This is a genomic window from Actinoplanes sp. CA-131856, assembly GCF_050956135.1.
Lineage (GTDB): Bacteria > Actinomycetota > Actinomycetes > Mycobacteriales > Micromonosporaceae > Actinoplanes.
On sequence record NZ_CP191849.1, the window covers coordinates 6,777,669 to 6,803,135 of the forward strand.

At 70.3% G+C, this 25,467-nt stretch carries 23 protein-coding genes; 13 read left to right on the forward strand and 10 right to left on the reverse strand.

The genetic code is table 11. The features are described 5' to 3' along the window. Window positions 1-13 precede the first annotated feature (13 nt). The 3 genes from ACQP2X_RS31485 to ACQP2X_RS31495 form a co-directional block, all read right to left on the reverse strand. Window positions 14-1,510: a sensor histidine kinase gene (locus ACQP2X_RS31485; protein WP_498688064.1), complete on the reverse strand. Its 1,497-nt coding sequence runs from the start codon at window positions 1,508-1,510 to the stop codon at window positions 14-16. Then, a complete protein-coding gene (locus tag ACQP2X_RS31490; protein ID WP_498701086.1) occupies window positions 1,507-2,232 on the reverse strand; it encodes a response regulator transcription factor in 726 nt (241 codons plus the stop codon). The genes ACQP2X_RS31485 and ACQP2X_RS31490 overlap by 4 nt, the downstream gene beginning before the upstream one ends. Window positions 2,233-2,296: 64 nt before the next feature. Next, on the reverse strand, window positions 2,297-3,736 hold the full coding sequence (locus tag ACQP2X_RS31495) for an efflux RND transporter periplasmic adaptor subunit (protein ID WP_498688066.1): 1,440 nt from the start codon (window positions 3,734-3,736) through the stop codon (window positions 2,297-2,299). 184 nt (window positions 3,737-3,920) lie between these two features. On the opposite strand from ACQP2X_RS31495, the gene ACQP2X_RS31500 reads away from it, so the two are divergent. Next, window positions 3,921-4,580: a hypothetical protein gene (locus ACQP2X_RS31500; protein WP_498688067.1), complete on the forward strand. Its 660-nt coding sequence runs from the start codon at window positions 3,921-3,923 to the stop codon at window positions 4,578-4,580. Window positions 4,581-4,804: 224 nt separating this feature from the next. On the opposite strand, the gene ACQP2X_RS31505 is transcribed toward ACQP2X_RS31500, so the two are convergent. The 3 genes from ACQP2X_RS31505 to ACQP2X_RS31515 form a co-directional block, all read right to left on the reverse strand. After that, entirely contained in the window at window positions 4,805-5,035 is a 231-nt protein-coding gene (locus ACQP2X_RS31505; protein ID WP_498688069.1) for a hypothetical protein, read from the reverse strand. Beyond that, on the reverse strand, window positions 5,032-5,502 hold the full coding sequence (locus tag ACQP2X_RS31510) for a hypothetical protein (RefSeq protein WP_498688070.1): 471 nt from the start codon (window positions 5,500-5,502) through the stop codon (window positions 5,032-5,034). The genes ACQP2X_RS31505 and ACQP2X_RS31510 overlap by 4 nt, the downstream gene beginning before the upstream one ends. 93 nt (window positions 5,503-5,595) lie before the next feature. Next, entirely contained in the window at window positions 5,596-6,594 is a 999-nt protein-coding gene (locus ACQP2X_RS31515; protein ID WP_498688072.1) for a LacI family DNA-binding transcriptional regulator, read from the reverse strand. Between the two features lie 36 nt (window positions 6,595-6,630). On the opposite strand from ACQP2X_RS31515, the gene ACQP2X_RS31520 reads away from it, so the two are divergent. Further along, window positions 6,631-9,006: a beta-glucosidase family protein gene (locus ACQP2X_RS31520; RefSeq protein ID WP_498688074.1), complete on the forward strand. Its 2,376-nt coding sequence runs from the start codon at window positions 6,631-6,633 to the stop codon at window positions 9,004-9,006. 71 nt (window positions 9,007-9,077) lie between these two features. Here the strand turns inward: ACQP2X_RS31520 and ACQP2X_RS31525 are convergent, their stop codons facing one another. Next, window positions 9,078-10,442, reverse strand: coding sequence for an MFS transporter (locus ACQP2X_RS31525; protein WP_498688075.1), 1,365 nt, complete (start codon window positions 10,440-10,442; stop codon window positions 9,078-9,080). Further along, entirely contained in the window at window positions 10,439-11,014 is a 576-nt protein-coding gene (locus ACQP2X_RS31530; RefSeq protein WP_498688077.1) for a TetR/AcrR family transcriptional regulator, read from the reverse strand. The genes ACQP2X_RS31525 and ACQP2X_RS31530 overlap by 4 nt, the downstream gene beginning before the upstream one ends. A gap of 70 nt (window positions 11,015-11,084) precedes the next feature. Between ACQP2X_RS31530 and ACQP2X_RS31535 the strand changes: the two genes are divergently transcribed. From ACQP2X_RS31535 to ACQP2X_RS31560, 6 genes are all read left to right on the forward strand, one after another. Then, window positions 11,085-12,479, forward strand: a complete 1,395-nt coding sequence (locus ACQP2X_RS31535; protein WP_498688078.1) for an MDR family MFS transporter — start codon at window positions 11,085-11,087, stop codon at window positions 12,477-12,479. A 351-nt stretch (window positions 12,480-12,830) separates the two neighbouring features. Beyond that, the gene (locus ACQP2X_RS31540) at window positions 12,831-13,088 is read left to right on the forward strand and encodes a hypothetical protein (RefSeq protein ID WP_498688080.1); all 258 of its coding nucleotides are present in this window, start codon (window positions 12,831-12,833) and stop codon (window positions 13,086-13,088) included. A gap of 51 nt (window positions 13,089-13,139) precedes the next feature. Continuing rightward, entirely contained in the window at window positions 13,140-13,676 is a 537-nt protein-coding gene (locus ACQP2X_RS31545) for a VOC family protein (protein WP_498688082.1), read from the forward strand. A 99-nt stretch (window positions 13,677-13,775) separates the two neighbouring features. Next, complete coding sequence (locus ACQP2X_RS31550) at window positions 13,776-14,339, forward strand: histidine phosphatase family protein (protein WP_498688083.1); 564 nt, start codon at window positions 13,776-13,778, stop codon at window positions 14,337-14,339. Window positions 14,340-14,393: 54 nt separating this feature from the next. Then, window positions 14,394-16,202 carry a laminin G domain-containing metallophosphoesterase family protein gene (locus tag ACQP2X_RS31555; RefSeq protein WP_498688085.1) on the forward strand — a complete coding sequence of 603 codons (1,809 nt, stop codon included), beginning with the start codon at window positions 14,394-14,396 and terminating at the stop codon, window positions 16,200-16,202. 42 nt (window positions 16,203-16,244) lie between these two features. Continuing rightward, entirely contained in the window at window positions 16,245-16,634 is a 390-nt protein-coding gene (locus ACQP2X_RS31560) for a tautomerase family protein (RefSeq protein ID WP_498688086.1), read from the forward strand. A 358-nt stretch (window positions 16,635-16,992) separates the two neighbouring features. Here ACQP2X_RS31560 and ACQP2X_RS31565 read toward each other — a convergent pair whose 3' ends face one another. Next, window positions 16,993-17,598, reverse strand: a complete 606-nt coding sequence (locus ACQP2X_RS31565) for a CE1759 family FMN reductase (protein WP_498688088.1) — start codon at window positions 17,596-17,598, stop codon at window positions 16,993-16,995. Next, window positions 17,595-18,683 carry an LLM class flavin-dependent oxidoreductase gene (locus ACQP2X_RS31570; protein WP_498688091.1) on the reverse strand — a complete coding sequence of 363 codons (1,089 nt, stop codon included), beginning with the start codon at window positions 18,681-18,683 and terminating at the stop codon, window positions 17,595-17,597. The genes ACQP2X_RS31565 and ACQP2X_RS31570 overlap by 4 nt, the downstream gene beginning before the upstream one ends. A gap of 187 nt (window positions 18,684-18,870) precedes the next feature. On the opposite strand from ACQP2X_RS31570, the gene ACQP2X_RS31575 reads away from it, so the two are divergent. The 5 genes from ACQP2X_RS31575 (at window position 18,871) to ACQP2X_RS31595 (ending at window position 25,428) form a co-directional block, all read left to right on the forward strand. Next, window positions 18,871-19,845, forward strand: a complete 975-nt coding sequence (locus ACQP2X_RS31575; RefSeq protein WP_498688093.1) for a phospholipase D-like domain-containing protein — start codon at window positions 18,871-18,873, stop codon at window positions 19,843-19,845. Then, window positions 19,842-20,606 carry an SCO2525 family SAM-dependent methyltransferase gene (locus ACQP2X_RS31580; protein ID WP_498688095.1) on the forward strand — a complete coding sequence of 255 codons (765 nt, stop codon included), beginning with the start codon at window positions 19,842-19,844 and terminating at the stop codon, window positions 20,604-20,606. Before ACQP2X_RS31575 ends, ACQP2X_RS31580 begins: the two co-directional genes overlap by 4 nt. A 67-nt stretch (window positions 20,607-20,673) precedes the next feature. Continuing rightward, window positions 20,674-21,675, forward strand: a complete 1,002-nt coding sequence (locus ACQP2X_RS31585) for an FAD-dependent oxidoreductase (protein ID WP_498688097.1) — start codon at window positions 20,674-20,676, stop codon at window positions 21,673-21,675. Window positions 21,676-21,754: 79 nt separating this feature from the next. Beyond that, window positions 21,755-23,578, forward strand: coding sequence for an SCO2524 family protein (locus tag ACQP2X_RS31590; protein WP_498688099.1), 1,824 nt, complete (start codon window positions 21,755-21,757; stop codon window positions 23,576-23,578). A gap of 17 nt (window positions 23,579-23,595) precedes the next feature. Then, window positions 23,596-25,428, forward strand: coding sequence for an SCO2524 family protein (locus tag ACQP2X_RS31595; protein ID WP_498688101.1), 1,833 nt, complete (start codon window positions 23,596-23,598; stop codon window positions 25,426-25,428). Window positions 25,429-25,467: the final 39 nt, after the last annotated feature.

Below are 25,467 nucleotides of genomic sequence, written 5' to 3' on the forward strand. Positions count from 1 at the left end.
CACCTCGGAAAGATCACGCCGTGTCACCGTTCGTGGGCAACAACACCCGGAAGGTCGCGCCGCCCTGGCCCGAGGTGTCGAGCTCGACCCACCCTCCGTGACCGTGCACGATGGCGGCCACGATGGACAGGCCGAGACCCGATCCGCCACCCTTTCCCCGCGTACGGCTCGAGTCCGCTCGATAGAGCCGCTCGAAGACGCGGGCGGCGTGCGCGGCCGGGACACCCGGCCCGTCATCGGTCACTTCGAGCACCGCGAGCGGCGTGGCGTCGTACGAGATCTGACCCGAAAGCACGCTGCCGTCGGCCGGCGGCCGAGCCGGCACCCGCCCCACCCGGACCGTGACCTTCGCCTGAGCCGGCGTGTGCTGAAGGGCGTTGGCGACGAGGTTGGTGGCGACCTGGCGCAGGCCGTGCTCGTCGCCCAGGACGGTGGCCGGCTCGAACGTGTCGTCGCCGTCGGCCAGACCTTCCAACTGCACCGGCCGGTCCGGGACCCGGGCGTGCGCGTCGCGGATCGTGTCGGCCGCGATCTCCAGCAGGTCGACCGGCTTGCGCTTGGGCGTGCGCTGCTGATCGAGCCGGGCCAGCAACAGCATGTCCTCGACCAGCACGCCCATCCGGCCGGCCTCCGACTCGATGCGGCTCATCGTCTCGTCCAGCGCGGGACCGGGCGGGGCGCCGCCGCGCCGGTAGAGCTCGGCGAAGCCGCGGATCGAGGTCAGCGGCGTCCGCAGCTCGTGCGAGGCGTCCGCGACGAACTGGCGCAGCCGCCGCTCGGAGGCGGTGCGGGCGTCGACCTCGGCCTCGATGCGGCTCAGCATCGAGTTCAGCGCCGAGCCGAGCCGGCCCGGCTCGGTGTGCGGGTCGGTGTCGGCCACCCGGCCGGAGAGGTTGCCGGCCGAGATGTCGGTGGCCAGGCGTTCCATGTCGGTCAGCGGGCGCAGGCCGAGCCGTACGACGAAAGCCGCACCCAGACCGAGAAGGGCGAGCAGAAGCAGGCTCACCCCGGCGTCGATGAGCACGAGCGTCTCGGTGGTCTGCTGCACCTCCGACAGGGACAGCCCCATCACCGCGACACCGCCGGTCTCCGCGTTGGCGACCGCGATCAGCCGCCAGTCGGCACTGCCGTCACGCGCCGGAACCGTGAAGGGGACGCCGGCTTCTCTTTCGGCGACCTTGCTGTACGCCTCGACGGCCGGCCGGTTGGCGTCGGCGCTGGAGCTGAGCGACGCGTCCAGCGTGCCGTCGGCGTTGTAGACGTAGACGACCTGGTCGGGGCCGAGCCGCAGGACGCGATTGCGGGGGAAGAATCCGGCGTCGGGGCGCGGCGCCGAGGCGTACGGCCGGGTCATCCCGCGCAGTTGATCGTCGATCCGCTGTTGCAGGTAGGAACGGATGAGCAGGACCCCGGCCACGTTGGCGAGCACCAGGGCGACCGCGGCGAGCGCGCCCACGACCAGGACCAGCCGCGAACGCAGGGTCCAGTGCCCCCAGCGCCTGACCTTCACTCTTCGCCGCGAGGCAGTCTCAGGGCATAACCCACCCCGCGCACGGTGTGGATCAGCGGCGGGTCGGTCTTGTCGATCTTGCGGCGCAGGTAATAGACGTACGACTCGACGATCCGCCCGTCACCGCCGAAGTCGTACTTCCAGACCCGGTCGAGGATCTGCGCCTTGCTGACCACCCGGCCGGCGTTGATCATCAGGTACTTGAGCAGGTTGAACTCGGTCGGCGAGAGGTCGATGAGCCGGCCCGCCCGGCGAACCTCGTGCGCGTCCTCGTTCATCTCCAGATCGGCGTAGCGCAGCACCCCCGATTCGCCCGGCGCTTCGAGTTCTGGCTGGCTGCGGCGCAGGATGGCCCGGATGCGCAGCACGACCTCCTCCAGGCTGAAGGGCTTGGTGACGTAGTCGTCGGCACCGGCCGACAACCCCGAGATGCGGTCCTCGACGGCGTCGCGGGCGGTCAGGAAGAGCACCGGCACCCGCGATCCGGTCGAGCGCAGCCGCCGGGCCACGTCGAAGCCGTCCAGGTCGGGCAGCATCACGTCGAGCACGACCAGGTCGGGCTCGAACTCCTCCATCGCCACCAGCGCCTTGTGGCCGGAGTCGGCCACCCGCACGTCGAACTCGACCAGGCGCAGGGTGGCGCTCAGCAGGGCGGAGATGTTCGGCTCGTCGTCGACGACGAGCACCCGGGCGACACGCGCCGGGGCCACGGTTTCAGTCAGCACCTGGAAGGGATATCAACGCAGTCTTTGAATTCCCTATGAACGAGCTGGCCGTTCGCCGTCCCTACCACGATCGGACCACCTCGTCGCCCTCGGCGAGGCCGGCGCTGACCTCGGTGTACTGGTCGCCCCGGAGGCCGACCGTCACCTTGGTCGGCACGCCGCCCTTGAGCACGGTGCCCGAGGTGCCCTCGACGTCGTGGACGGCGGTGGTGGGGACGCGGAGCACCTCCTGTTTGGCGCCGGTGGTCACCTTGACCGAGGCGCTCTGCCCGACGAGCAGATCCTCGGGCGAGGTGTCGAAGGCGAGCACGACGCCGTAGCGGACCATGGTGCCGTCGCTGGTGCCGACCGGGTCGACCTGCACGACGGTGGCCTTGAACTCCTTGCCCGGCCGGTCGGCCAGGGTGATCACGGCCTTCTGCTTGACCTCGAGGCGGTCGGCGTCAGCCTCGGGGAAGTCGGCGCTGATCTGCATGTCGTAGACGTCGGCCAGGGTCACGAAGGTGGAGCCGGAACTGACCTGGCTGCCTACCTTGCCGCTGACGCTGATGATCCGGCCGGCTATGGGTGCGGTGATGGTCGCGCCTTCCAGGGCGTCCTCGGCGTTTTCGAGGATGGTGGTGGCCTGGGTGACACGTTGCTGGGCGCTCAGGATGGCGTCGCCCTGGTTTCCGCCCTGTTGTCCGCCCTGCTGGCCCGCGGACGTACCGCTGCCGCCTGAATTATCGCAATTGCCGCCCGTGTTCCCGCCCGCTGGGGCGCCGCCTCCCGTGTTGCCCCCGCCTCCCGTGTTGCCCCCGCCGCCCGTGTTGCCCCCGCCGCCCGTGTTGCCCCCGCCGCCCGTGTTGCCTCCGCCGCCGGTCTGTCCGGGAGCCGTCGTCGTGGCCGGAGCGGTGGTCCGCGTCGCCGTCGCCGTCGGCTTCGGCGTGGCGGTCCGGGTCGCGGTGGGCGAAGCAGTCGCGGTCCTGGTCGGCGACGCCGACGGCGAGGTGGTGGTCGCGGTGGGAGTCGGCGTCGCCGTCGCGGTGGCGCCGGTGACGTACGCGGCGGCGACGTTCGCCCCGCAGCTCGTACTGGCCGTGGCGCCGGCCGCCGCGCTCGCGGTCGCCTCCGCAGCGCTGTTCCGCGCCTCGGTCAGCGCGTCCTCGGCGTCGTCGAGCGCGTCCTGCGCGTCCGAGACGGCTTCGGCCGCGTCGGTGTCGTCGACCTTCGCCAGCACCTGCCCGGCCGTGACCGTCGTGCCGGCACGCACCGCCACGCTCTCCACCGTGCCCGATAACGCGAACGAGAGACTCCGCGTCTGTGCCGGCTGCACCGTCCCGGTGGTCGCGACCTCGGTGGTCACCGCGCCGCGATCGACCGCCACCGTGGCGGCCGCTTTCGGCGTCTCCTTGGCGTCGGCGCTCAGCGCGCGGACGACTCCGTACACGATCAGCGCGAGCACGACGACAGCCGCGGCGACCCAGATCCAGCGCCGACGACCGGCCAGTGCTTCACCCATGGGCCGGAAGTGTTCCCGACCGTCCTCGCCGATCGCTCGGTCCCACCTCGGAGTTGCCTCGGAGCTTCTCCGAGCGCACAGCGGAATGACAGGTGCTCCGAGGCAACTCCGAGCTGGGATCGACGTTCCGGCGAGGTGGACCGGTTTGGGTGGTCGCGACCCATGGCCGAGGAAAAGAGGAATCGTGCCGAGATTCGGACCGAAAGCGACCCGTCGCGCGGCGGCGCTGTTCGTGGCTTCGGCGGCGGTGGCTCTCACCGCGGCCTGCGGTGGCGGGGACTCCGGTGACAACGCGTCGGCGAACGGCCAGAACGCGCAGGGCGGGAACACGGCGTTCACGGCGTACATCGAGTGCATGTCGAAGAACGGCGTGACCATCACGATGCCGTCCGGCGGTCCGCGCAACGGGGCTTCCGGCTTCCCGCGCAACGGCGCTTCCGGCTTCCCGCGCGAGGGCGCTTCCGGCTTCCCGCGCGAGGGCGCGTCCGGCATGCCGCGCCCCGACGGCAGCGCGTTCCCCCGCCCGTCGGGCAGCGCCGGCGCCGGCAACGGCGGTTTCCGCGGCGGCGGCTTCAACCAGAAGCCCGAGGGCGTGGACGACGCGACGTGGCAGAAGGCCCAGGAGGCGTGCGCTTCGGTCCGCCCGACCGGCCGTCCGGGCGGCGGCCAGGGCAACGGCAACGGCGGCAACGGGCAGAACGCGGCTTATCAGAACTGTCTGAAGGACAACGGCGTGACCGACACGTCGAACCTCGACACCACGAACGCCACGGTCAAGAAGGCCATGGAGACGTGCAAGGTGCTCGCCCCGGTAGCGACGCCGTCGGCGGCACCGACCGCCTGACCCGGCCCGCCCGATTCACGCCCGCCAGATCGCAACAACGCACCCACCCACGGCCCGCCCTTCCCAGGGGGAGCCCCCGTCGGTCATTCTCGCGGAATTTGCGGGTGTGTGCGGGGAGCCCTGTGGACGACGGGTGTCTGTGGAAAAGCTTGACTGGTCGGCCGGCGCGGCGTGACCAGGGCGAACCGGCTCGACCGCGGCCGGCTCCCAGCGAGCCCCGGCCGTCAGATCCCCGCGCCGGCGCTGCCGTAACCCCCGTGACGGCGGCGCCGGCGCGGCCCGCCTCGCGTGCGATGTGGTGCCCGCCGCGGGTCCGGGACCACCGACCGGTTTTTCAGCACCCACCGCTGTTGCTCCGCCGGGTCGGCCGTCGACCCGCGGGGTGTGCGCCGGTCGAGGGCCGCGCCGATCACCGCCGCGGCCGCCCGGAACGCCGCGACCACCCAGCGGCTCAATGCCGCTCCTGCATGTTCAGCCTCGCCCAGCGGTCGGCCGTCTGCCGGCGGCGGCACGCCACCAGGTGGCTGGCCAGGATGGCCGGCTGGCCGCCCCGTACGCAGGCGTCGGCGCCCGCGGTCAGCACCGCCGCGACCATTTCGGCCGGGGCGTCCTCGTCGACCAGCGCCACGATCGTCGTGCGGGACGGCAGCACGCGGCGGGCCATGGCCACCTCGCGCACGGTGGCGGCCGCGAAGAGCACCAGGTCTTCCGGTTCGAGGTCGTCGATGTCGGCCGGGCGGCGGGTGGACCAGCCCGGCGGCAGGTGCTCGGCGAGGCCGGCGACCCGGCCGGCCGGCCCGAAGACGGCCACCACCGGGAGGGGACCGCCGGTCGCGGGGAGGCTGGCCGGGTTGATCGGCAGGTCGGTCGCGGTGGCGGTGAAGTCGCGGGGTCCGATCTGGCGGTTCAGCTGAACGAGCATGGGGCTCATCCCCTTCGGGAGGTGGTTGGGGCACCTCTCACGATTCGCCCGCAGGCTGAGCCGGCCATGTGGCGTACCTGTGTGTTGGTTGTGTCAGGCGGATTCGCGCGAAACCACTGTCACGATGCTGGTCACGGGCAGGGCGGGGCCTTCCCGTCCACTCACGGCGGCCACGACGACGGCGGCCAGGTGGCCGGCGGCCGCGACCTGGTCGGTCATCACCGTGGTCAGCGGCGGTTCGGCCAGCCGGGCCGACGGGATGTCGTCGACGCCGATCACCGCCAGGTCGGTGGGGGCTGTGAGGCCTTGACGACGGATGCCGGCGAGCACGGCCAGGGCCACCTCGTCGTTGTACGCGCACACGGCCGTGACCCCTGTGGCCTGCCACCGCCGGACGACCTCGGAGGCCTTCTGAACGTCCAGCGCGACCGTGGCCGCCGTCGGCACCGGCAGGCCCCGCGCGGTCGCCGCGGCGCGGACGCCGGCCAGGCGTGGCTCGGCGAAGAAGCGCACCCGCTGGTCGTCGGGGTAGGCGTAGCCGAGGCGGGTGTGGCCGGCGGCGATCAGGTGCTCGGCCTGGCGGCGCCCGACCAGCTCCTGCGGCACGGTGGCGGCGCGGCCCTGTGAGCGGCTGCGGGCCAGCGCCACGATGGGCGCGACGCCGGCCGAGCGCATGGCGGCCAGCTCGGTGTCGGAGAAGTCGGCGAAGGCGATGACCGCGGCCGGGGTGATCGCCTTCCACAGGTCGGCCATGGGACGGTCGTTGTGGTTGCCGGGGTGCACCACGAAGGTGAGCCCGTGGCGGGCCAGCGCGGTCGACAGGTTGCCGAGCAGGGAGCCCACCTCGGGGCCGATCGGCCAGTCGGGCAGCAGGCACAGCACCACGTCGGAGCGGCCGGTGCGCAGCGTGCGGGCGGCGGCCGAGGGGGCGTAGCCGAGCTGGGCGGCGGCGTCGAGGACCCGGCCGCGGGTGGTGGCCGAGATGGTCTGGCGGGGTGTGTCGTTCAGGACGTAGCTGACCGTGGCGCGGGAGACCCCGGCCAGGCGGGCGACGTCGGCGCTGGTGACCCGGCGGGTGGCCGATTCCGTCATGCTGACAATCTAACTTACACGTGTAACCATATGGCCATGACGTTCGACTTCGCCGCCCTCATCAAGTCGCTCGACCTGCCGGCCAAGGTTCGCCTGCTCACCGGCGCCTCCGCCTTCTCGCTCGCGCCGGAGCCGTCCATCGGTCTCGGCGAGATGCGTTTCTCCGACGGCCCGACCGGCGTGCGCGGCCTGAAGTTCGTCGGCGGTCGGGTGGTGTCGCTCTTCCCGAACGCGACGCTGCTGGCCTCGGCGTGGGACGAGGCGTCGGCGTACGAGGTGGGAAAGCTCCTCGCGGAAGAGGCGATGGCCCAGCAGATCCACGTCGTGCTCGGGCCGACGATCAACCTGCATCGCAGTCCGCTCGGCGGGCGGCTCTTCGAGGCGTACTCGGAAGATCCGCTCCTGACCGGCAAGCTGGCCGCGGCGTACTTGCGGGGGATGCAGGACAGTGGGATCGCCGCCTGCCTCAAGCACCTGGTGGCCAACGAGTCGGAGACCGACCGCAACACGGTGAACAGTGTGGTCGACGAGGCGACGCTGCGCGAGCTCTACCTGCTGCCGTTCGAGATCGCCGTGGCCGACGGGGACGCCTGGTCGATCATGGGCGCCTACAACGACGTGAACGGGCAGGCCGCGACCGAGCAGCAGCACGTCAACAACGAGATCGTGAAGGGCGAGTGGGGCTACCCGGGCCTGATCATGTCGGACTGGTTCGCCACCAAGACGGCCGCGGCGGCCGCGAACGGCGGTCTCGACCTGGTCATGCCGGGCCCGGACGGCCCGTGGGGCGACGCGCTGGTTGAGGCGGTCGAGGCGGGCGAGGTCGAGGAGGCGGTGATCGACGATCACCTGGGCCGGCTGCTGCTTCTCGCCTCGCGCGTGGGCGCGCTCGGTGAGGAGCGGGCTTGGCCTTCGTCGCTTCCCTCACCCTCTTCGGCCGTACGCCGGGAGCAGCTCACCCGGCTCGCCGCATCCGGCATGACCGTGCTGAAGAACGACGGCGGCGCCCTGCCGCTGGAGCGTGCGCAGTCGGTGGCGCTGATCGGGCGGCACGCGATCGAGACGATCGACATGGGCGGCGGCTCGGCCCAGGTGAACCCGCCCTACCAGATCAGCGTCGCGTCGGGCCTGGCCGAGCTGCTGGGCGACCGGGTCACGGTGACCGACGGGGTGGAGGTCCGCACGCGGCCGGTGCCGGCGCGCGACGGCTTCCTGACCGCGCCGTCGAACGGGCAGCCCGGCATCGACGTGACGATCTTCGACGCGGACGGGAACGAGCTCGAGACCCGGTACTGCTCCCTGGCCAAGACGATGATCGGGATGGACGACGACTTCGCCGGCCCGCCGGCCTCGGCCCGCCTGTCCGGTGTCGTCGCCGCGACCGGCCCGGTGGAGCTGGGCGTGCTGGGCGTCGGCGACTGGACGACGTCGGTCTCGGAGCCGTTCCCGCTGCGGGTGTCCGGCGGCGGCATCGGCGAGGAGGTGCTCACTCCCCCGGCCCGGACCTTCGTGGTCGAGTCGGCCGGTTCGCTGCTGTTCGAGGCCACCGTCGCCTTCGAGGACATGGGTCTTTACGGACTTGTCGGAAATTTGGCTTCACGTGAAACAGTCGACGTGATCGACGACGCGGTCCGGGCGGCGGCCGCGGCCGACGTGGCGGTGGTGGTCGTGGGCCTGACCGAGGAGCAGGAGACCGAGGCGGTCGACAAGACCACGCTGGCCCTGCCCGGAGCGCAGGACGCCTTGATCGAGGCGGTCGCGGGGGCGGCCCGCCGCACGGTCGTGGTGGTCAACGCGGCCACGCCGGTGCTGATGCCGTGGCTGCCCCGCGTCGACGCGGTGCTGTGGGCCGGCCTGCCCGGCCAGGAGGGCGGCCACGCGGTCGCGGCCGCGCTGCTGGGCGACATCGAGCCCGCCGGCCGCCTGGTCACGTCGTTCCCGGCCGCCGACGGCGCCTCACCGGCGTGGTCGGTGACACCGGTGGACGGCGAGTTGCGCTACGACGAGGGCACGTTCATCGGCTACCGCGGCTACCACGCGGGCCGGGCACCGTCGCCGGCCTTCTGGCTGGGCCACGGCCTCGGCTACGCGACGTGGGAGTACTCCGACGTCCGCCTGGTCCTGGGCGACGCCCCGTCGATCACCGCGACGGTCAAGAACACCGGCACCCGCCCGAGCCGTGAGGTGGTACAGGTCTACTTGCGCCCGGTGGAGCGCGGCGAGCCCGTACGCCTGGTCGGCTGGGAGTCGGTGACCGTAGCCCCCGGCGAGTCGGCCCGGGTGACGGTCCACACCGACCGCCGCCTGTGGCGCAAGTGGAACACGCAGACAGCCACATGGGACCGCCTCTCCGACGGCGGCGAGTTCCTGGTGGCCCGGGGGCTGGGCGACATCCGCGCCACCGTCTCCTGACGCTCTCGTTCGATCGCGCCGCCGCACCCACCGGCGGCGGCGCGACCGCCGGGCCCGGCACCTCCCTGCGCTCAGGCGGCTCGGCCGGCCACCTCGTTGCCGGCGCTCCGGGGCAGGCGGAGGGCCTCCAGCGCGGGAAGCGTGAGCAGCACCGCCAGCGCCAGCAGCGCGAAGCGGAACTCGGCGCCGGTGAGCGACGCTCCGAGACGTACGAGCAAGGCCCCCAGCGCCACCCCCAAGCCGGAACCGACCTCCTGGATCGTCGACATCAGCGAGTTGGCGCTGGTCATCCGCTCGGGTGGGACGTCGGCGAAGGCCATCGTGTTGTACGTCGTGAAGCCGATCGAGCGGAAGACGCCGCTGAGCAGCAGCACCGTCAGCAGGAGCACCACGGGGGTGCCGCGGGTGACGAAGGCGAGCGCGACCAGGATCGCCGCCGAGGACAGGACGGCCATCAGCATCATCGAGCGGATGCCCAGCGCTCGCATCATCGGGGTGGTGGCCGGTTTGATGCCGACGTTGCCGGCGAACAGGGCGATCATCGCCAGGCCGGCCTGGGCGGCGGTCCAGCCGAAGCCGAGCTGGAAGAAGAGGGGCAGCAGGAACGGCACCGCGGCCCCGATCACCGCGCGGAAGACGGAACCGCCCAGTGCCGTCACGCGATAGGTCGAGACCTTCAGGATCCGCAGGTCGAGCAGGGGTCTGCGGGTGGTCAGCAGATAGACGACGGCGGCGGTCAGCGCGGCCGCCGCGGTTGTCAGCTCGGCCGAGGCCACGGGCCAGCGCGGGTGGGTGCCGGCGACCGCCTCCAGGCCGGCCACCAGTGCGGCCAGGCCGACCGCGACCAGGGCGAAGCCCTTCCAGTCGAGCCGTCCGGCGTTGTCGGCGCGCACCTGAGGGACCAGGCGGCGGGCCAGCAGCAGCGCGGCCAGGCCCAGGGGCAGATTCACCACGAAGATCAAACGCCAGCTTGCGTACGTGCTGAGCACGCCCCCGAGCGCGGGTGCGATCAACGGGGCCACGAGCGCGGGCCACGTCAGATAGGCGATGGCCCGCACCAGGTCCTTCTTCTCGGTGGTGCGGATGACCACGAGGCGGCCGACCGGCACCATCATGGCCCCGCCGACACCCTGGAGGATCCGCGTGCCGACCAGCATCGGCAGGTTCACCGCGAGGGCGCAGCCGGCCGAGGCCAGCGTGAAGATCAGCACGGCCGTGGTGAAGACGCGCCGGGCGCCGTAGCGCTCGGTGAGCCAGCCGCTGATCGGGATGAGCACGGCCAGGGTCAGGACGTACGCGGTGATCGTGACGTTGATCGTCACCGGGGCGACGCCGAGGTCGGCCGCGATGTGCGGGGCGGCCGGGGCGATCACCGTGGCGTCCAGGATCTCCATGAAGAACGCGCCGGCCACCAGCAGCGCGAGACCGCGCCTCATAGGCGGGGCAGCCACACGTCGTCGACGATCTCGGCCATCACCTCGTCCGGCACCGGGCGCAGGGTCATCAGCATCTCGTGCCGCAGCAGGTCCATGGGCAGGGTCACCACGCGGGGCGCCCGGGGCACGTCGGGCAGCTCGCCGCGCTCGACCGCGCGGGCGATCAGCAGGTCGAGGCCGCTGGGCCGGCCGGGGCCGCGCAGCGCGTCGCGCAGCTCGCGGAAGTTGGTGCCGGTCTCGCGGAAGTAGTCCATCAGCTGCACGGTGAGCGTCATCATCATCCGGGCCCGGCCGGCGTTGACGTTGCGCAGGAACTCCAGGGCGTCGTCGCGCAGGTTGCCGGTGTCGGGCAGCTCGATCGGCTGGTCCATCCAGCCTCGGCCCAGGGTGGCCAGCAGCAGGTCCTCCCGTTGCGGCCAGCGCCGGTAGAGCACCGGGCGGCTGGTGCCGGCGCGGGCGGCCACCGCCTCGTACGTGAACCCGGTGTAGCCGTGCTCGACCAGCACCTCCCACGCCGCGTCGAGGATGGCGTCCTCCAGCTCGGCGCCGCGCCGCCGTGTTTTAAGACTCACTTGCGTATCTTATCGCACCGGCCTACCGTGAAGTCGTTAGATACAGGCGCGTATCTTAAGGCGGTTCTCCATGACCCATCCGTTCCGCGTCGCGACCGCGGTGATCGCCGGCGGCGTGGCCGTCATCCTCGACTCCACGATCGTCGCCGTCGCCCTGCACCAGCTCGCGACCGACCTGCACGCCGACGTCAGCACGATCCAGTGGGTCAGCACGGCCTATCTGCTGGCGCTCGGCGTCGTCATCCCGGTCGTCGGCTGGCTCCAGGGCCGGGTCGGCGCCAAGCGCCTCTGGATGACGGCCCTCGCGCTCTTCCTGCTCGGCTCGGTGCTCTGCGCGCTCGCCTGGGACGCGCCCAGCCTCATCGCGTTCCGCGTCGTCCAGGGCATCGGCGGCGGGGCGATGCTGCCGCTGATGACGACGATGGTCGTGCAGGCGACCAGCGAGTCCGAGCGCAACCGGGTCGTCTCGGTGGTCGCCCTCCCGGCCGCGATCGGCCCGATCCTGGGCCCGGTGATCGGCGGCCTGATCCTGGGTGCGGGCAGCTGGCGCTGGCTGTTCCTGGTCAACGTGCCGCTCTGCCTGCTGGGGTTGTTCCTGGCCGGCAAGCTCATCCCGGCCGGCACGCCGTCGCGGCGCGCCCGCCTGGACGTGGCCGGCTTCGCGCTGCTCTCCCCCGCCCTGGTCGCACTGCTGTGGGGTCTGTCGAACGCGGCCGGCTCGTTCGCGCGGGTCGACGTGCTCATTCCGCTCGCCGTGGGCGCGGCCATGCTGGTGGTGTTCGTCCTGCGCGCGCTGCGGCTCGGCTCGGGCGCGCTGGTCGACCTCGGGGTGCTGCGCTCGCGGAGCACGTGGGCCGCGAGCGCGCTGCTGTTCCTGTCCGGGGCCGCCCTGTACGGGGCGATGTTCCTGCTCCCGCTCTACTGGCAGCAGCTGCGCGGCAGCACCGCCCTGGAGGCGGGTCTGCTGCTGATCCCGCAGGGCGCCGGCTCGCTGCTGTCCCGGATCGCCGCCGGGCGCCTGCTCGACCGGATCGGCGCCCGGGGCGTGGCCATGGCCGGGTTCGCGATGGTCGGCGTGGCCACGGCGCCGTTCGCCTTCGCGGGTTCGCACACCGCCGTCTGGCCGTTGATGATCGCCCTGTTCGTACGGGGTCTGGGGCTGGGCATCGTGCTGATCCCGCTCATGACCGTCGCGTTCACCGGGCTCCCGCACGAGAAGATCCCGCACGCCAGCATCGTGACCCGGATCGCCCAGCAGGTGGGCGGCTCGGTCGGGGTGGCTCTGCTGGCCGTGATCCTGGCCGGTTCGGGCTCCTTCGGCGTGGCGTTCTGGTGGACCCTCGGCTTCACCGCCGTCGCGGTGGTGGTGTCGTTCGCCCTGCCCGCCCCCGCCGCCTCCCCCGCGCCCCCTTCCGCGGCCGGCCCTTCCCCCGCGCCTTCTCCCGCCGCTCGGACGGCGGGCTGAGCCGACCTTCCGTATCATCGACGGAACACCGGGCGGCGACGGTGTGCTCGGGGGAGGCGCTCACATTGGACTCGGCGACGGTTTCCACCGGGTCCCGGCGGCAGGCCGGGCTCACCGGGCTCTATCTAGGACTGTTCGCGACCGTCTGGTTCAGCGTCCCGGCCGCCGGCGGCGGGCTCCGCGTCCTGCTGGCGGTGGCCAGCGTGGCCGCGCTGCTGACCGCCGGCTGGGGATTGAGCGTCCTGCTCCGGGCCGGCCGCGGCGGTGGGGAGCCCCGCGACCGCCGGGCCGACCGGCGCTATCTGCTGATCGTGCTGGCCGAGTTCGTGGCGGCCGGGGTTGGGCGCGCTGGTGCTGGCCTGGGTGGGCCAATCGGCGTACACCCCGGCCCTGGTCTCGGCCGTTGTCGGTCTGCATTTCTTTCCGCTCGTCCCGGTCCTGGGCGACCCCCGGCTCCGCGTGCTGGGCGCGGTGGTCTGCGTGGTCGCGGTCGTCGCTCTGATCGCCGGGCTCGCCACCTCGGTCGCGCCCGGCCTGATCGCCGGCGTGGGAACCGGCCTGGCGCTGCTCGTCCACGCCGTGCTGACGCTAGGTCGGAAACTGGCCTGAATCCGCCCTAGCGTGAGGCGCGAGTCCACCGAAACCTGGGGAGAGAACGCCATGACCAGCGCCGCACCGGATGGCTACACGACCGTCGCGCCGTGGATCGTCACGCCCGACACCGGCCGACTGCTCGACTTCGTCGGCGCCGTGTTCGAGGGAACCGAACTCGCCCGCGTGCCCCTCGAGGACGGCACGATCGGTCACGCCGAGATCCGTGTCGGCGACACCGTCCTGCTCGCGTTCGACCAGCGGCCGGAATGGCCGGCCATGCCGTCGCTGCTGCGGGTCTTCGTCGCGGACGCCGACGCCGCGATCGACCGGGCCGTCGCCGCCGGCGCGCGCGTCGTCACCGCACCCGTCACCCACGCGTTCGGGCAGCGGGGCGGCCGGGTGCGCGACGAGTGGGGCAACATCTGGTGGATCAGCGCCGTGGTCGAGCAGGTGGCGCCCGACGAGGGCATGCGGCGGCTGGCCGAACCGCGCTACGCCGAGGCGATGCGCGAGGCGCAGGAGACCCTCGACCGGGAGCTGGCCGGGCGGGCCGTCGCCCGGGACGGCCTGGCGCCGATCCGAAGTGGCCGGAGTGAGAGCTGATCTTGCTGTGGCGGACGGCACGGGCGGAAACGGAAGACCGGGCCTTGGTAAGCCGTTTCGCGGGGTACAAAGAACGCGGGCGGACTAAGGAGTCACACCATGGGCGAGATCGTGCTCATCCGGCACGGGCAGACCGAGTGGAGCGCGACGGGCCGGCACACGTCGTACACCGATCTCGAACTCACCGAGGAGGGCGAGCGGCAGGCTCGCGCGGCCGGGGAACGGCTCAAAGGCCGTACGTTCGCGGCGGTGATCTCCAGCCCGCGCCGGCGGGCCCTGCGGACCGCCGAGCTGGCCGGGCTCACGGTGACCGAGACGACCGAGGACCTGGCCGAGTGGAACTACGGCGAGTACGAGGGCGTCACCACCCCGAAGATCCACGAGACCGATCCGGGCTGGTGGCTGTTCACCGACGGCGCCCCCGGCGGCGAGTCACCCGAGCAGATCGCCACCCGGATCGACCGGGCGCTCGCGCACGCGCGCACGTTCCTCGACCGGGGTGACGTCGCGCTGATCGGGCACGGGCACGCGCTGCGCGTCGTGGGCGCGCGCTGGGTCGAGCAGCCGGCCGAGTTCGCGGGCCGGCTCAAGCTGGGCACCGCCACGCTGTCGACGCTGTCCTTCGAGCACGGGCGCCCCGCGATCGACGCGTGGAACGCCTGAAGATCTTGCCGCGTGTTTGCCGGGGTTTAGGATTCGGCCACCATATTCACGGGCGTGGAACGACGTAATCTCCTTCGTGCGGCCGTCGCCGCGCCCGCGGTGTCCCTGGTGGCCGCCCCGATCGGCGCTTCGCCCGCCTCCGCCCACTCGTCCTCGGCCAAGTTCGACGAGGACGACCCGCGCTTCGCGCTGGCCGTGCTGCCCGACACGCAGTACCTGTTCGACGCCGACAGCGCCGACCCGGCCCCGCTGCGCGAGACCTTCTCCTACCTGCTCGACCAGCGCGCCGAGGACAACATCGCCTTCCTGACCCACCTGGGCGACGTCACCGAGCACGGCACCGACGCCGAGATCAAGCTGGCCGGCGAGACGTTCAAGAAGATCGACGGCCGGCTGCCGTACAGCGTCCTGGCCGGCAACCACGACGTCAACGGCTCGACCGACGACCAGCGCGGCACCACAGCGTACCTGTCGACGTTCGGCCCGGCCCGGTTCCGCGGCCGCAAGACCTTCCTGGGCGCCTCGGCCGACGGCTACAACAGCGCCCACCTGATCGAGGCCGGCGGCCGCCAGTGGCTGATCCTCGCGCTCGACTGGCGTATCTCGGACGGGGGCCTGACCTGGGCGCAGGGCGTTCTCAAGGCCCATTCCCGTACGCCGGCGATCGTGACCACGCACGACCTCGCCTACGCCGACGACGGCGGGCAGGCGTACCTGTCCGGCAACGGCCAGCGCCTCTGGGACAAGCTGATCAAGGGCAACGACCAGATCTTCCTGACCCTCAACGGCCACTACTGGCCGCCCGGCCGGACCGTGCTCAAGAACGACGCCGGGCACGACGTCCACGTGCACATCACGAACTATCAGGACCGCTACTACGGCGGCGCCGCGATGATCCGCCTCTACCACTTCGACCTGGTGCGCAACCGGATCGACGTGGAGACGTTCTCGCCGTGGTTCCTCTCGAAGTCGCCACGCACCCCGCTCGAGGCCGAGACGATCGAGCTGACCGGCGACGTCGACCGCTTCTCGCTGGAGATCGACTTCGACGCCCGCTTCGCCGGCTTCGCTCCCCCGGCACTGCCCGCCCCGCGCCCGGCCGCGCAGGTGGTCGACCGGCACACCGCCGCCTACTGGCGTTTCGACACGGCCGGCCAGTCGGTCGCCGACGGGGCCACCGTCCGGGACCTGAGCGGCAAGGGCAACCACTTGACCGTGCGGCGTCTCGCGACCGGCGACGTGTCGCTCTCCGACGACCACCACGTGGGCGCGCCCGCGCACGCGAGCCTGTACTTCGCCGGCGGCAAGAACCCGAACCGCGGGGCGATCCTGCACACCGGCGACAAGGCCCCGATCAACAGCGCGAAGTTCCTCGGCGGCTACACCATCGAGGCGTTCATCAAGCTCCCTTCGCCGTTCCAGGGTGACCACAGCTGGATGGGCGTGTTCAGCTGGGAGGGCCGCGCGCTCGACGCGGGCAAGAAGAGCGGGTACGACGAGCTCGAGCCCACGTGCAGCCTGAACCTGTCCGGCGAGCGGTTCCTGCAGTACGTGCTGTACACCGAGGACGGCGACCACAACCCGACGTCGTGGAGCCACGCCCTCCCCACCGGCGTCTGGCAGCACGTGGCGATCGTCAACGACGGCCGCCGTTCGATCATCTACGTGAACGGCTCGAAGATCGCCCGCAACCCCACCCAGCCCGCACACGGCATCGCCACCCTGGGCCGCCCCTTCGTGATCGGGGCGACCTCGTACGACCTGAAGTACGAGCAGGGCTTCTACGGCTGGATCGGCGACGTGCGCATCACCGACCGCCCCCTCAAGCCCACCCAGTTCCTGCCGGGAGGCCACTTCATCTGAGGCATCGCTTATAGTCGCGTCGGCTCAATCAAGGAGTTGCCGATGCCCCACGTGACGCTGTACGCGCTCGAGGAAGAGCTCTCGGGGCGCGAGACCGCCGCGATCGGGGAGCTGACCGGCGCGGTCGTGTCCGTGTACGGCGAATGGGCCCGGGCGTCGGTGGACGTCCGGCTCATCGGCATCCCGCCCGGCCGGTGGGCCCGCGGCGGTGTGCCGGTCACCACGGCCGCGCCCTCCGTGGTCTTCGGCATGCGCGAGGAGGTGTTCGCACGGGAGGACGCGGCCGAGGTCGTCGCACGATTGGTCACCGCATTCACCGAGGCCGTGACCACCGTTTTCGGCGACGACCACCGCGACGAGATCCTCGTCGAACTGGTAGGCCAGCCCACGTCCCGCTCAGGCTTGGGCGGAAGGGTCATCAGCGCCGCGTAACGGCCGGCACACCACCATCGCGAACCCGCGTTCGCCCCCATCCACGCGCATGCGCGTTGTCCCCGCACCCGAACGAACAAACCCCACCCTCCCAAGGGGCCCCCATCCTGACCAGCATTCTCGCGGAAAAGCGCTAGATCCCGCTGCTGGCCTGTGGATAAACCCGCCGATGTGGACGCTGCCGTGTGGGTGCTGGATCGGAGCAACCGCGCGTGGGGAGCACTCATGACGAGCGGCTGGCGTCTGGGTGACCAAAGTCAACGCGCGAAACGAACGTTACGGCCCGGTGTTGCAGAAAGGCCGCCCCGGGGTGCCCGGGGCGGCCTCTCTGCGGTTGGGTGGTTGACGACGCGTACGTCTAGAGAAGGTCTTTGAAGTCGACCGTCAAGGCGAACGGGTCCACCACCGTGACCGGCTCGCGGGAGGCAAGCTCGCGAGCCAGTTCGGATGCGGCGCGGGTGATGCGGGAGCGCAGCATGCCGTCGGCCGAGTCGGCGCCCCAGTCGTCGCTGGCGGCGAAGACCGAGGTGGGTACCACTACGGCGTGCAGATAGGCGAACATGGGGCGCAGGGCGTGCTCCAGCGCCAGCGAGTGGCGGGCCGTGCCGGCGGTCGCGGCGATCAGGACCGGCTTGTCGGACAGGGCGTCCTTGTCGAGGACGTCGAAGAACGACTTGAACAGGCCGCTGTAGCTGGCGGTGAAGATCGGCGACACGGCGATCAGGGCGTCGGCCGCGGCCACCGCGTCCAGGGCTTCCTTCAGCTCGGCCGGCGGGAAGCCGGTGAGCAGGTGGTTCGCGATGTCGTGGGCCAGGTCGCGCAGCTCGATGACCTGGACCGTGAGCTCGACGTCGCCGTCCGCGGCGGCGGTGACCACCGCCGCGGAAAGCTGGTCGGCCAGCAGGCGGGTCGACGAGGGCTGGCTCAGGCCGGCCGAGACGGCGACCAGGTTGCGCTGCTTCATACCGAGACCTCGCTGTTCTTCTTCGCCACCAGGGACGCGTGGGTGGGCGCGTCCGGCACGTGGGCCGGCTTGAGGGCGGCGAACTCCTTGCGCAGGACCGGGACGACCTCTTCGCCGAGGAGGTCGAGCTGCTCGAGGACCGTCTTGAGGGGCAGGCCGGCGTGGTCCATGAGGAACAGCTGGCGCTGGTAGTCGCCGACGTAGTCGCGGAAGCCGAGCGTACGGTCGATGACCTGCTGCGGGCTGCCGACGGTGAGCGGGGTCTCGCGGGTGAAGTCCTCCAGCGACGGGCCGTGGCCGTAGACGGGGGCGTTGTCGAAGTAGGGGCGGAACTCCTTGACCGCGTCCTGGCTGTTCTTGCGCATGAACACCTGGCCGCCGAGGCCGACGATGGCCTGGTCGGGGTCGCCGTGGCCGTAGTGGGCGAAGCGCGAGCGGTACAGCTCGATCATCCGCTGGGTGTGTGAGGCGGGCCAGAAGATGTGGTTGGCGAAGAAGCCGTCACCGTAGAAGGCGGCCTGCTCGGCGATCTCGGGGCTGCGGATCGAGCCGTGCCAGACGAACGGCGGGACCTCGTCGAGCGGGCGCGGCGTGCTGGTGAAGCTCTGCAGCGGGGTGCGGAACTTGCCCTGCCAGTCGACGACGTGCTCACGCCACAGCTGGTGCAGCAGGGCGTAGTTCTCGATGGCGAGCGGGATGCCCGCGCGGATGTCCTTGCCGAACCAGGGGTAGACCGGCCCGGTGTTGCCGCGCCCGAGCATGAGGTCGACGCGCCCGCCGGCCAGGTGCTGAAGCATGGCGAAGTCCTCGGCGATCTTGACCGGGTCGTTGGTCGTGATCAGGGTGGTCGCGGTGCTCAGCTGGAGCCGCTCGGTCTGCGCGGCGATGTAGGCGAGGGTGGTGGTCGGCGACGAGGAGAAGAAGGGCTCGTTGTGGTGCTCACCGAGCGCGAAGACGTCGAGGCCGACCTCCTCCGCGTGCTTGGCGATCGTGACGATGTCCTTGATCCGCTGGCCTTCGGTCGGGGTCACGCCCGTCGTCGGGTCCGTCGTGATGTCACTGACGCTGAAGATTCCGAACTGCATGACCCGCTCCTTGTCCTCCGGGACTTCCTTCATCCCGTCGCTGCCACCCACAACCTCTTTGATCGGTCAACTATTTCAAAATCAAAGGACTTGTGCTGCGGCGGGCGTCACACTCCTGAACAGCAAGCGTTGCGTAAGCATGCGGTGATCCGCTGTGATGGGGGGACGTAGACCTGGGGGGCCATACGTGCAGATCCTCATCAAGATCGTGGTCACGAGCATCGCCGGTGGCGTGGCCTATCTCCTGACCAACATCACCAAACAGCCTGAAGTCTGGCAGATCACCATGTCGGTCTTCGTGGCCGGCGTGGTCCTGGTGGTCCAGTTCCTGATCGACGTCGCCGACCAGTCCCGTCAGCTGGCCGAGGCCATCAGGGTGGACGGGGCGAAGCAATCGGAGGAGCTGGTCCGGTCGGTGGCCGATATCAGCGCGGCCGCGACACACCTGGCCATGGCCGAAGCTCTCATCGGCCGCGACAGCCTCGTCCGGCTGGTCGAGTCCGCCGGACGGATGAATCCCCGGGAGGAACTCCAGCTTCGGTTCGCCCGTCGCCAGATCGACGACGTCGCCAACCTCATCGACGGTCTGCGATCCGGGCGCGCGGAACACGAGGGCGAGGACCCGGATTGGCTGCTGGGCCTCACCGAGACGGCGAACACCAGCATCGACGCCACCAGCATGACATCGTTCGACAAACATCGCGGATTCGTCGACGAGGGGGAATTCTGGGAAAGCGACCTGGGACTGCGATACCTTGACCGTCAGCGCAAGGCCCTCGAGCGAAAGGTGCGGATTCGACGGCTGTTTCTGCTCACCGAGGACGCGACGGACCCTGTCCAGCTCAAGAAGCTGCTCGAACCTCACCGGAAGATCAATGTGGAAACCAGGATCCTGCGATCGGACGACGTCTACTTCCTCCACCAGAACGACCTGGAGGACTTCATCGTTTTCGATCAAAAGGTCAGCTACGAGTTCCACACCGCGAGGGCGCTCAAGAAGAATGTGACACCATTGATTGCTAGCGTGGCCCTGGTGGTCGAGCCCCGGCTGGTGGCGAGACGCCGGGAACGATTCGAAGAGCTGTGGGACGCCGCCCAGCCGCCGCAGGACGAGCCAGCACCGCACGTTGCCAGCGATGCCGACCCAGGAGGACGAGCGTGACCCCGATCGATCGAGGCCTGGTGGAGAACGTCACCCCGTTGATCGGCAACGGTGATGTCGATTGGGACACCTTCGACTCTGCGGCGTACTTCGACCATAACTACGGCGTACTGCGAGCCGACGACGCTCGGATCATCACGATCGTCGCCGACTTCTTCGCGAGGACGATGTCGCGGATGCCGGAGCGAGCGATCGATGTCGGATCCGGGGCCAATCTCTACCCCGCTTTGATGATGCTTCCCTACGCGGGGCGGATCACGCTGTTCGAGCGGGCGTTCACCAACCGCGCGTGGCTTACACGAGAGCTGTCTCAGCCGCACAGCTCGTGGCGGCAGTTCTGGCAGGAGATCTCGGACCGCCGGCCGAGCTACTGGCCGATCAACGAACCGCTCGACGTGCTGCGCAGCCGGGCCGCGGTCGAACGAGGCAACGTCTTCGCCCTGCCCCCCTCGCAGTACGACATCGGCACCATGTTCTTCGTCGCCGAGTCGATCACCACTCGCATCGACGAGTTCCAGCGCGCCGCGCGCTGCTTCGTCAACGCGCTCAGGCCCGGAGCGCCTTTCGCCGCCGCCTTCATGCGGAACTCCTCCGGCTACGTCGTGGGTGGCCAACATTTCCCCGCGTGTTCGGTCGACGAGTCGGATGTGTCCCGGGCTTTGGCGCCCATCGCTCGCAACGTCGACATCGAGACGGTGGAGAGCAATGATCTTCGCGACGGTTACTGCGGAATGATGGTGGCCACCGGCCGGAAGAAGTAGATCCGGACAGGACTCGCCCACTCGCAGGTCGATGGCCGCCGTGCGCGGGAGCCCTAATCTGAAAGACATGGCCTTCATGCGCACAGACGTCGTCATTGTGGGCGCCGGTGTCATCGGTCTCACCACAGCCGCTCGGCTGGCTGAGCGCCGTCCGGGCGTACGCATTTCGATCTACGCGGATCATCTGGGCCACGAAACGAGTTCGTACGCGGCCGGCGCCATCTTCGACCCGCATATGGCCGAGCATCCCCGGCGTGATCTCTGGGCCCGAATGACGCATGCCGAGCTTCATCGATGGCACCTGAACGGCGAACCCTGGGTCCGGTTCCTCCACGGAGTGGAGGCCTCGCGAACCCACCTCGCGTCGCCGCCGAGCTGGGCGCTGGATCTGCCGGGCTATCGCGAATGCGATCCAGCGGACCTACCGGCCGGCTTCGTCACGGGCTGGCACTATGAGGCGCCGCTCGTCGACATGCCGCTCTATCTGGACTGGCTGGGACGGCGATCGGCCACCGCCGAGGTGTCTGTGCACCGGAGACACCTCGAAACACTGGAAGAAGCCTTCGACAGCGCCGCGATCGTCGTGAACTGCAGCGGAATCGGAGCCAGCAGTCTGGTGCCGGACGGCTCGATGCAGCCGATGCGCGGACAGCTCGTCAAGGTCAGCAATCCCGGCATCCACGAATTCTTCGTGGAGTATCCCGCCGCCCCGGACATGGGCGAGAGCACGTACATCCTTCCTCAAGGCGATTCTCTCCTCCTCGGAGGGAACGCCGAGAAGGGCGAGCCGGAGCCGGTCCCCGATCCGGTCGTCGCGGCGGGCATCCTGGAAAGGTGCCGAGGGGTTTTCCCGCAGCTCGCGTCCGCGGGTGTGCTGGAACATCGTGTGGGGATACGGCCTCGCCGATCGGAGGTACGTCTCGAGCATGACGACCTCGGCGACCGTCATATCGTGCACAACTACGGCCATGGTGGATCCGGGGTGAGTCTGGCCTGGGGATGCGCCGACGACGTGGCGGACATCGTTCTCGGCCTCCTCGATGCCAGTATCGGGTGTTCGAACGTCTGAGGTCGTCTTTGGCGCTCGGCCGCTAGCCTCGGGGGTGAGGCGATCGACCCGACCCCCATGGGCAGGTGACAGCGCACCGATGCAGATCCAGCCGCGGCAGCAGCTCCTCGACATCTGGCGATACACGATCAAGGCGTCTTTCGGCGATGGCGAGTGGCGTCCGGACGGCGGCAACTCGATCAGCGACGCCGAGCAGCTTCTCTGCCTGATGTCCCCGGCCACCAAACTCAAGCAGTTGCAGCTCAGCCGGCCGGACGCCGTCAGTCCCGACATCGAGGAAGCCCTGCGCGACCTGGGCGACGTCATCCGGATCCCCCAACGGCTGCTGACCATCCTGGGCGACTACATCGACCACTACACGGAGGACGGGACACCGGTCTTCCCCGGCGGTTCCTACTTCCAGTCAGAGGGCGGGGAGCTGAGCGACGAACAGCAGCGCTGGGATGTGGTGGACTCGTACGCCATCTCGGTGACGCTGATGCTGGCGATCATCGGTTTCACCCAGGACTACCGGCGCGTTGCCCGGCCGTCCGCCTTGGACCGGATCGACGACCTGGAGGACAAGGCGAGCAAACGGCTGACCGCCGCGATGATCGGGCTTCTTCGCAGCTTCTCGGTGAACGTCTTCTCGATGGACGTCGAGATGGGCACCCATCTCATGCGGACGGTGAATCAGAGCCGCCAGCGGCCCGATCAAGCGGCCGAGAAACTGCGCGAAGCCCTGAAGGAAGTCATCGCGGGACTGCGTGACGACCTGTCGATCGGCATCGGCACGGTCAAGGCCGAGGAGCTCGAGGACCCCCGCTGGCTGTTCGAGTGCGGCTGGTCCTGGGGTGTGGTTCGCGGCGCGTCACCGATCGAGACCAACGCCGACATCGGAGCGCAGGGCGAGGGCATCGCCGAGAACGCGCCCTACCTGTACTTCACCACGGTCGCCATGGACGCCGCCCAGGCTCTGGCGGCCGAGCGCACCCGGCTCCCCGGATGGCTCGACCCGGAACAGCTCCGGCTCGCTCAGCAACTGCAGGCGCGGTCCGAGCTCGTACGGACCTATTGGGCCACCGTGGCGACCTTCGAGTCCGAGGGCGCCTGGCCGATCGAGGACATCCCGTGGAAGACCACGGACGGCCGGGAGACCGAGTACTACAGCCTGCTGGTCGTCGGCCTGGTCATGTCCCAGATGGCCACCGAGACCGTCACCGATGACGGGTTGCGGCGGGTGCTGAGCGTCCTCGACCGGCTGGCCGAGCGGAGCCGGATCACCGCCCGGGTGACCGGCGACGACGCCTCGGGCGTCGAGATCCATCATCCGGGCGTCAGCTTTCCGCTGGTCGGCAGCCGGACGAGGAGCGGGCCACTGCTGGAGTGGACTTTCGTCGACATGTCCCCGGTCCTGCTCAAGCGGACCGTCGAGCTCGCCGCCCTGATGCCGAGCGGGGCGCTGCGACGGCGGGCCAACGATCTCGCCGACAAGATCTGGGGCCATCTGTCCCGCCGCCGGATCCGCGACGGCGTGGGCGAAGGCCTGTGGGACTCGCCGTCGGGGGTGTTCACGCACGCGGGCGCCGCCGAGGAGCGGCTCAGCTGGGCGTACACGAAACGCGTCGTCGACTGCCTGATCGCCGCCGCGCAGAAGGTGTCCACGCAGCAGAAGCCGGATCAGGAGCTGGGTGATCTGGCAACGAGCTTGCTGGACGAGGCCGAGCAGTTGCACGATCTGGAGTTGCTCAACAGCTCGGCCCGGGCCGGCAGCCCGGGCCGGGCCACGCTCGACCAGCTGGGCTCACAGCTGCGCGCCGCCCGCGAGAACCTTCCCGATCGACCGGGCGTCTCGGCGTCCTACCTCTACCCCGTGCTCCTCGAACTGGGCCGCCTGGACGCGGCCCGCCGAGCCAACTCCTGACCGACGAGGAGAACGAGATGCAGATCCAGCCGCGTCAGCAACTCCTGGACATCTGGCGCGCGACGGCCCGGGTGTCCTACCACGACGGCGAATGGTGGCCGAGCGGGAACTCCATCAGCGACGCGGAGCAGTTGCTCTGCATCATGGGCCCGGCCACCGAGGTCCACCTGTTCCGCCTCGATCGCCCGGACGCCATCGCGTACGACGTGGTGGAGGCGCTCCGGCCGCTCGGCGACAACCTGCAGATCCCGCAGGCCCTGCTGCGCGCGCTGAGCGGCTACATCAGCCGCTACACCGCGGACGACGGCACACCGATCTTCTCCGGCGGCTCCTACTTCGAGTCCGAGGACGAGGGCGCCGAGCTCAAGCAGGAGCAGCTCGAGCTCGACGTGGTCGACTCGTTCTCCATCTCGATCACGCTGATGCTGGCCACCATAGGCTTCACCAAGATCTTCCGTCAGGTGGTGACCAGGCCGGCCCTGCTGCAGATGGTCGACGAGTTGGAGCGGGCAGCGAGCGTGCGGCTGTCGGCGGCCATGGCCGGCCTGCTACGCAGCTTCGCGGTCTATGTGTTCAGCGCGGAGAACCACCCCGGCCGCGAATTGATCCGGACCGTCAATCAGGAGAGGCGGCCCACCCATCTGGTCGTGGAGGAGCTGCGCGAGGCTCTGCGGGAGATCAACGCCCGCCTGCGCGACGACGTCACGATCGGATCCGGCGCCGCCGAGGGCAGCGAGCTCGACAATCCCAACCTGCTCTTCGAATGCGGCTGGTCGTGGGGCGTGGTGCGGGACGCGCCCGAGATCGAGACCACGGCTCAGATCGGCCAGCAGCGGGCCGGCGTCGCCCAGAACGCCCCCTACCTATACTTCACGACCGTCGCGATGGACGCCATCCACGCGCTGTCGTCGGAACGCACCCGGCTGCTCGGCCTGCTCGACCCCGAGCAGGCCCGTCTCGCCCAGTCGCTGCAGCTACGGTTCGAGCTCACCCGGTCGTACTGGGCGGCGATCGCGACCTTCGGCTCGGGCCGCTGGCCGCTGGAGGATCTCCCGTGGCGCACCACCGACGGCATCGAGTTCGACTACTCCAGCCTCCTGGTCGGCGGCATGGTCATCCAGAACATGCAGGGCGTGCGGGCGTCCAACACCGACCTGCGCCGGGTCGCCGACGTGCTGGAAGAACTGGCCAACCGCAGCCGCATCACACGCCGCTCGACCCAACCCGAGAGCGCCGTCAACGTGCACTATCCCGGCCTGCGCTTCCCCTTGGAGGGTAGTGAGGACATGGGCGGCCCACGGCTGGCGTGGACGGTCGCCGACATCTCCCCCACACTGTTCCAGCGCTCGCTCACCTTGGCCGGCATGCTGGATGACAGCACGACCCGCAGCCGGCTGCTCGAGCTGGCCGACTTCATCGGGGACCACCTCCGCGACCGGGTGCTGCGCGAGGGCGACGACCACGGCCTGTGGGATCGGCCGGCGGGCGCTTTCACCTATCTGCCGGACCACACCCGTGACGTCTCGTGGTACTACACGAAACGAGTCGTGGACTGCCTGGTAGCGGCGGCCCGGCTGATCAACCATCCGCCACTGCCGAGCCCGCTGCTGAGCCAGACGGCAGCCGAGCTTCTCAGCGAGGCCGACCATCTCTACGACCGTGAGCTGCTGAACGGCACCACGCCCGGAGAGACCCTGCGCGCCGAGCTGGATCGCATAGGCACGGAGCTGCGACGGGCCCGGTCCGTACAGCGGGACCGGCCCGGCGTCGCGATGGCGGTGGCCGAGGAGGCCCTGCGCAAGCTCGACCGGCTCTCGGCGGCCCGCCGGGCGGAGAGCGGGGTGTCCTGAGGTGCTCGTCTTCGGGACGTCCGACAAGGGCGGCACAGG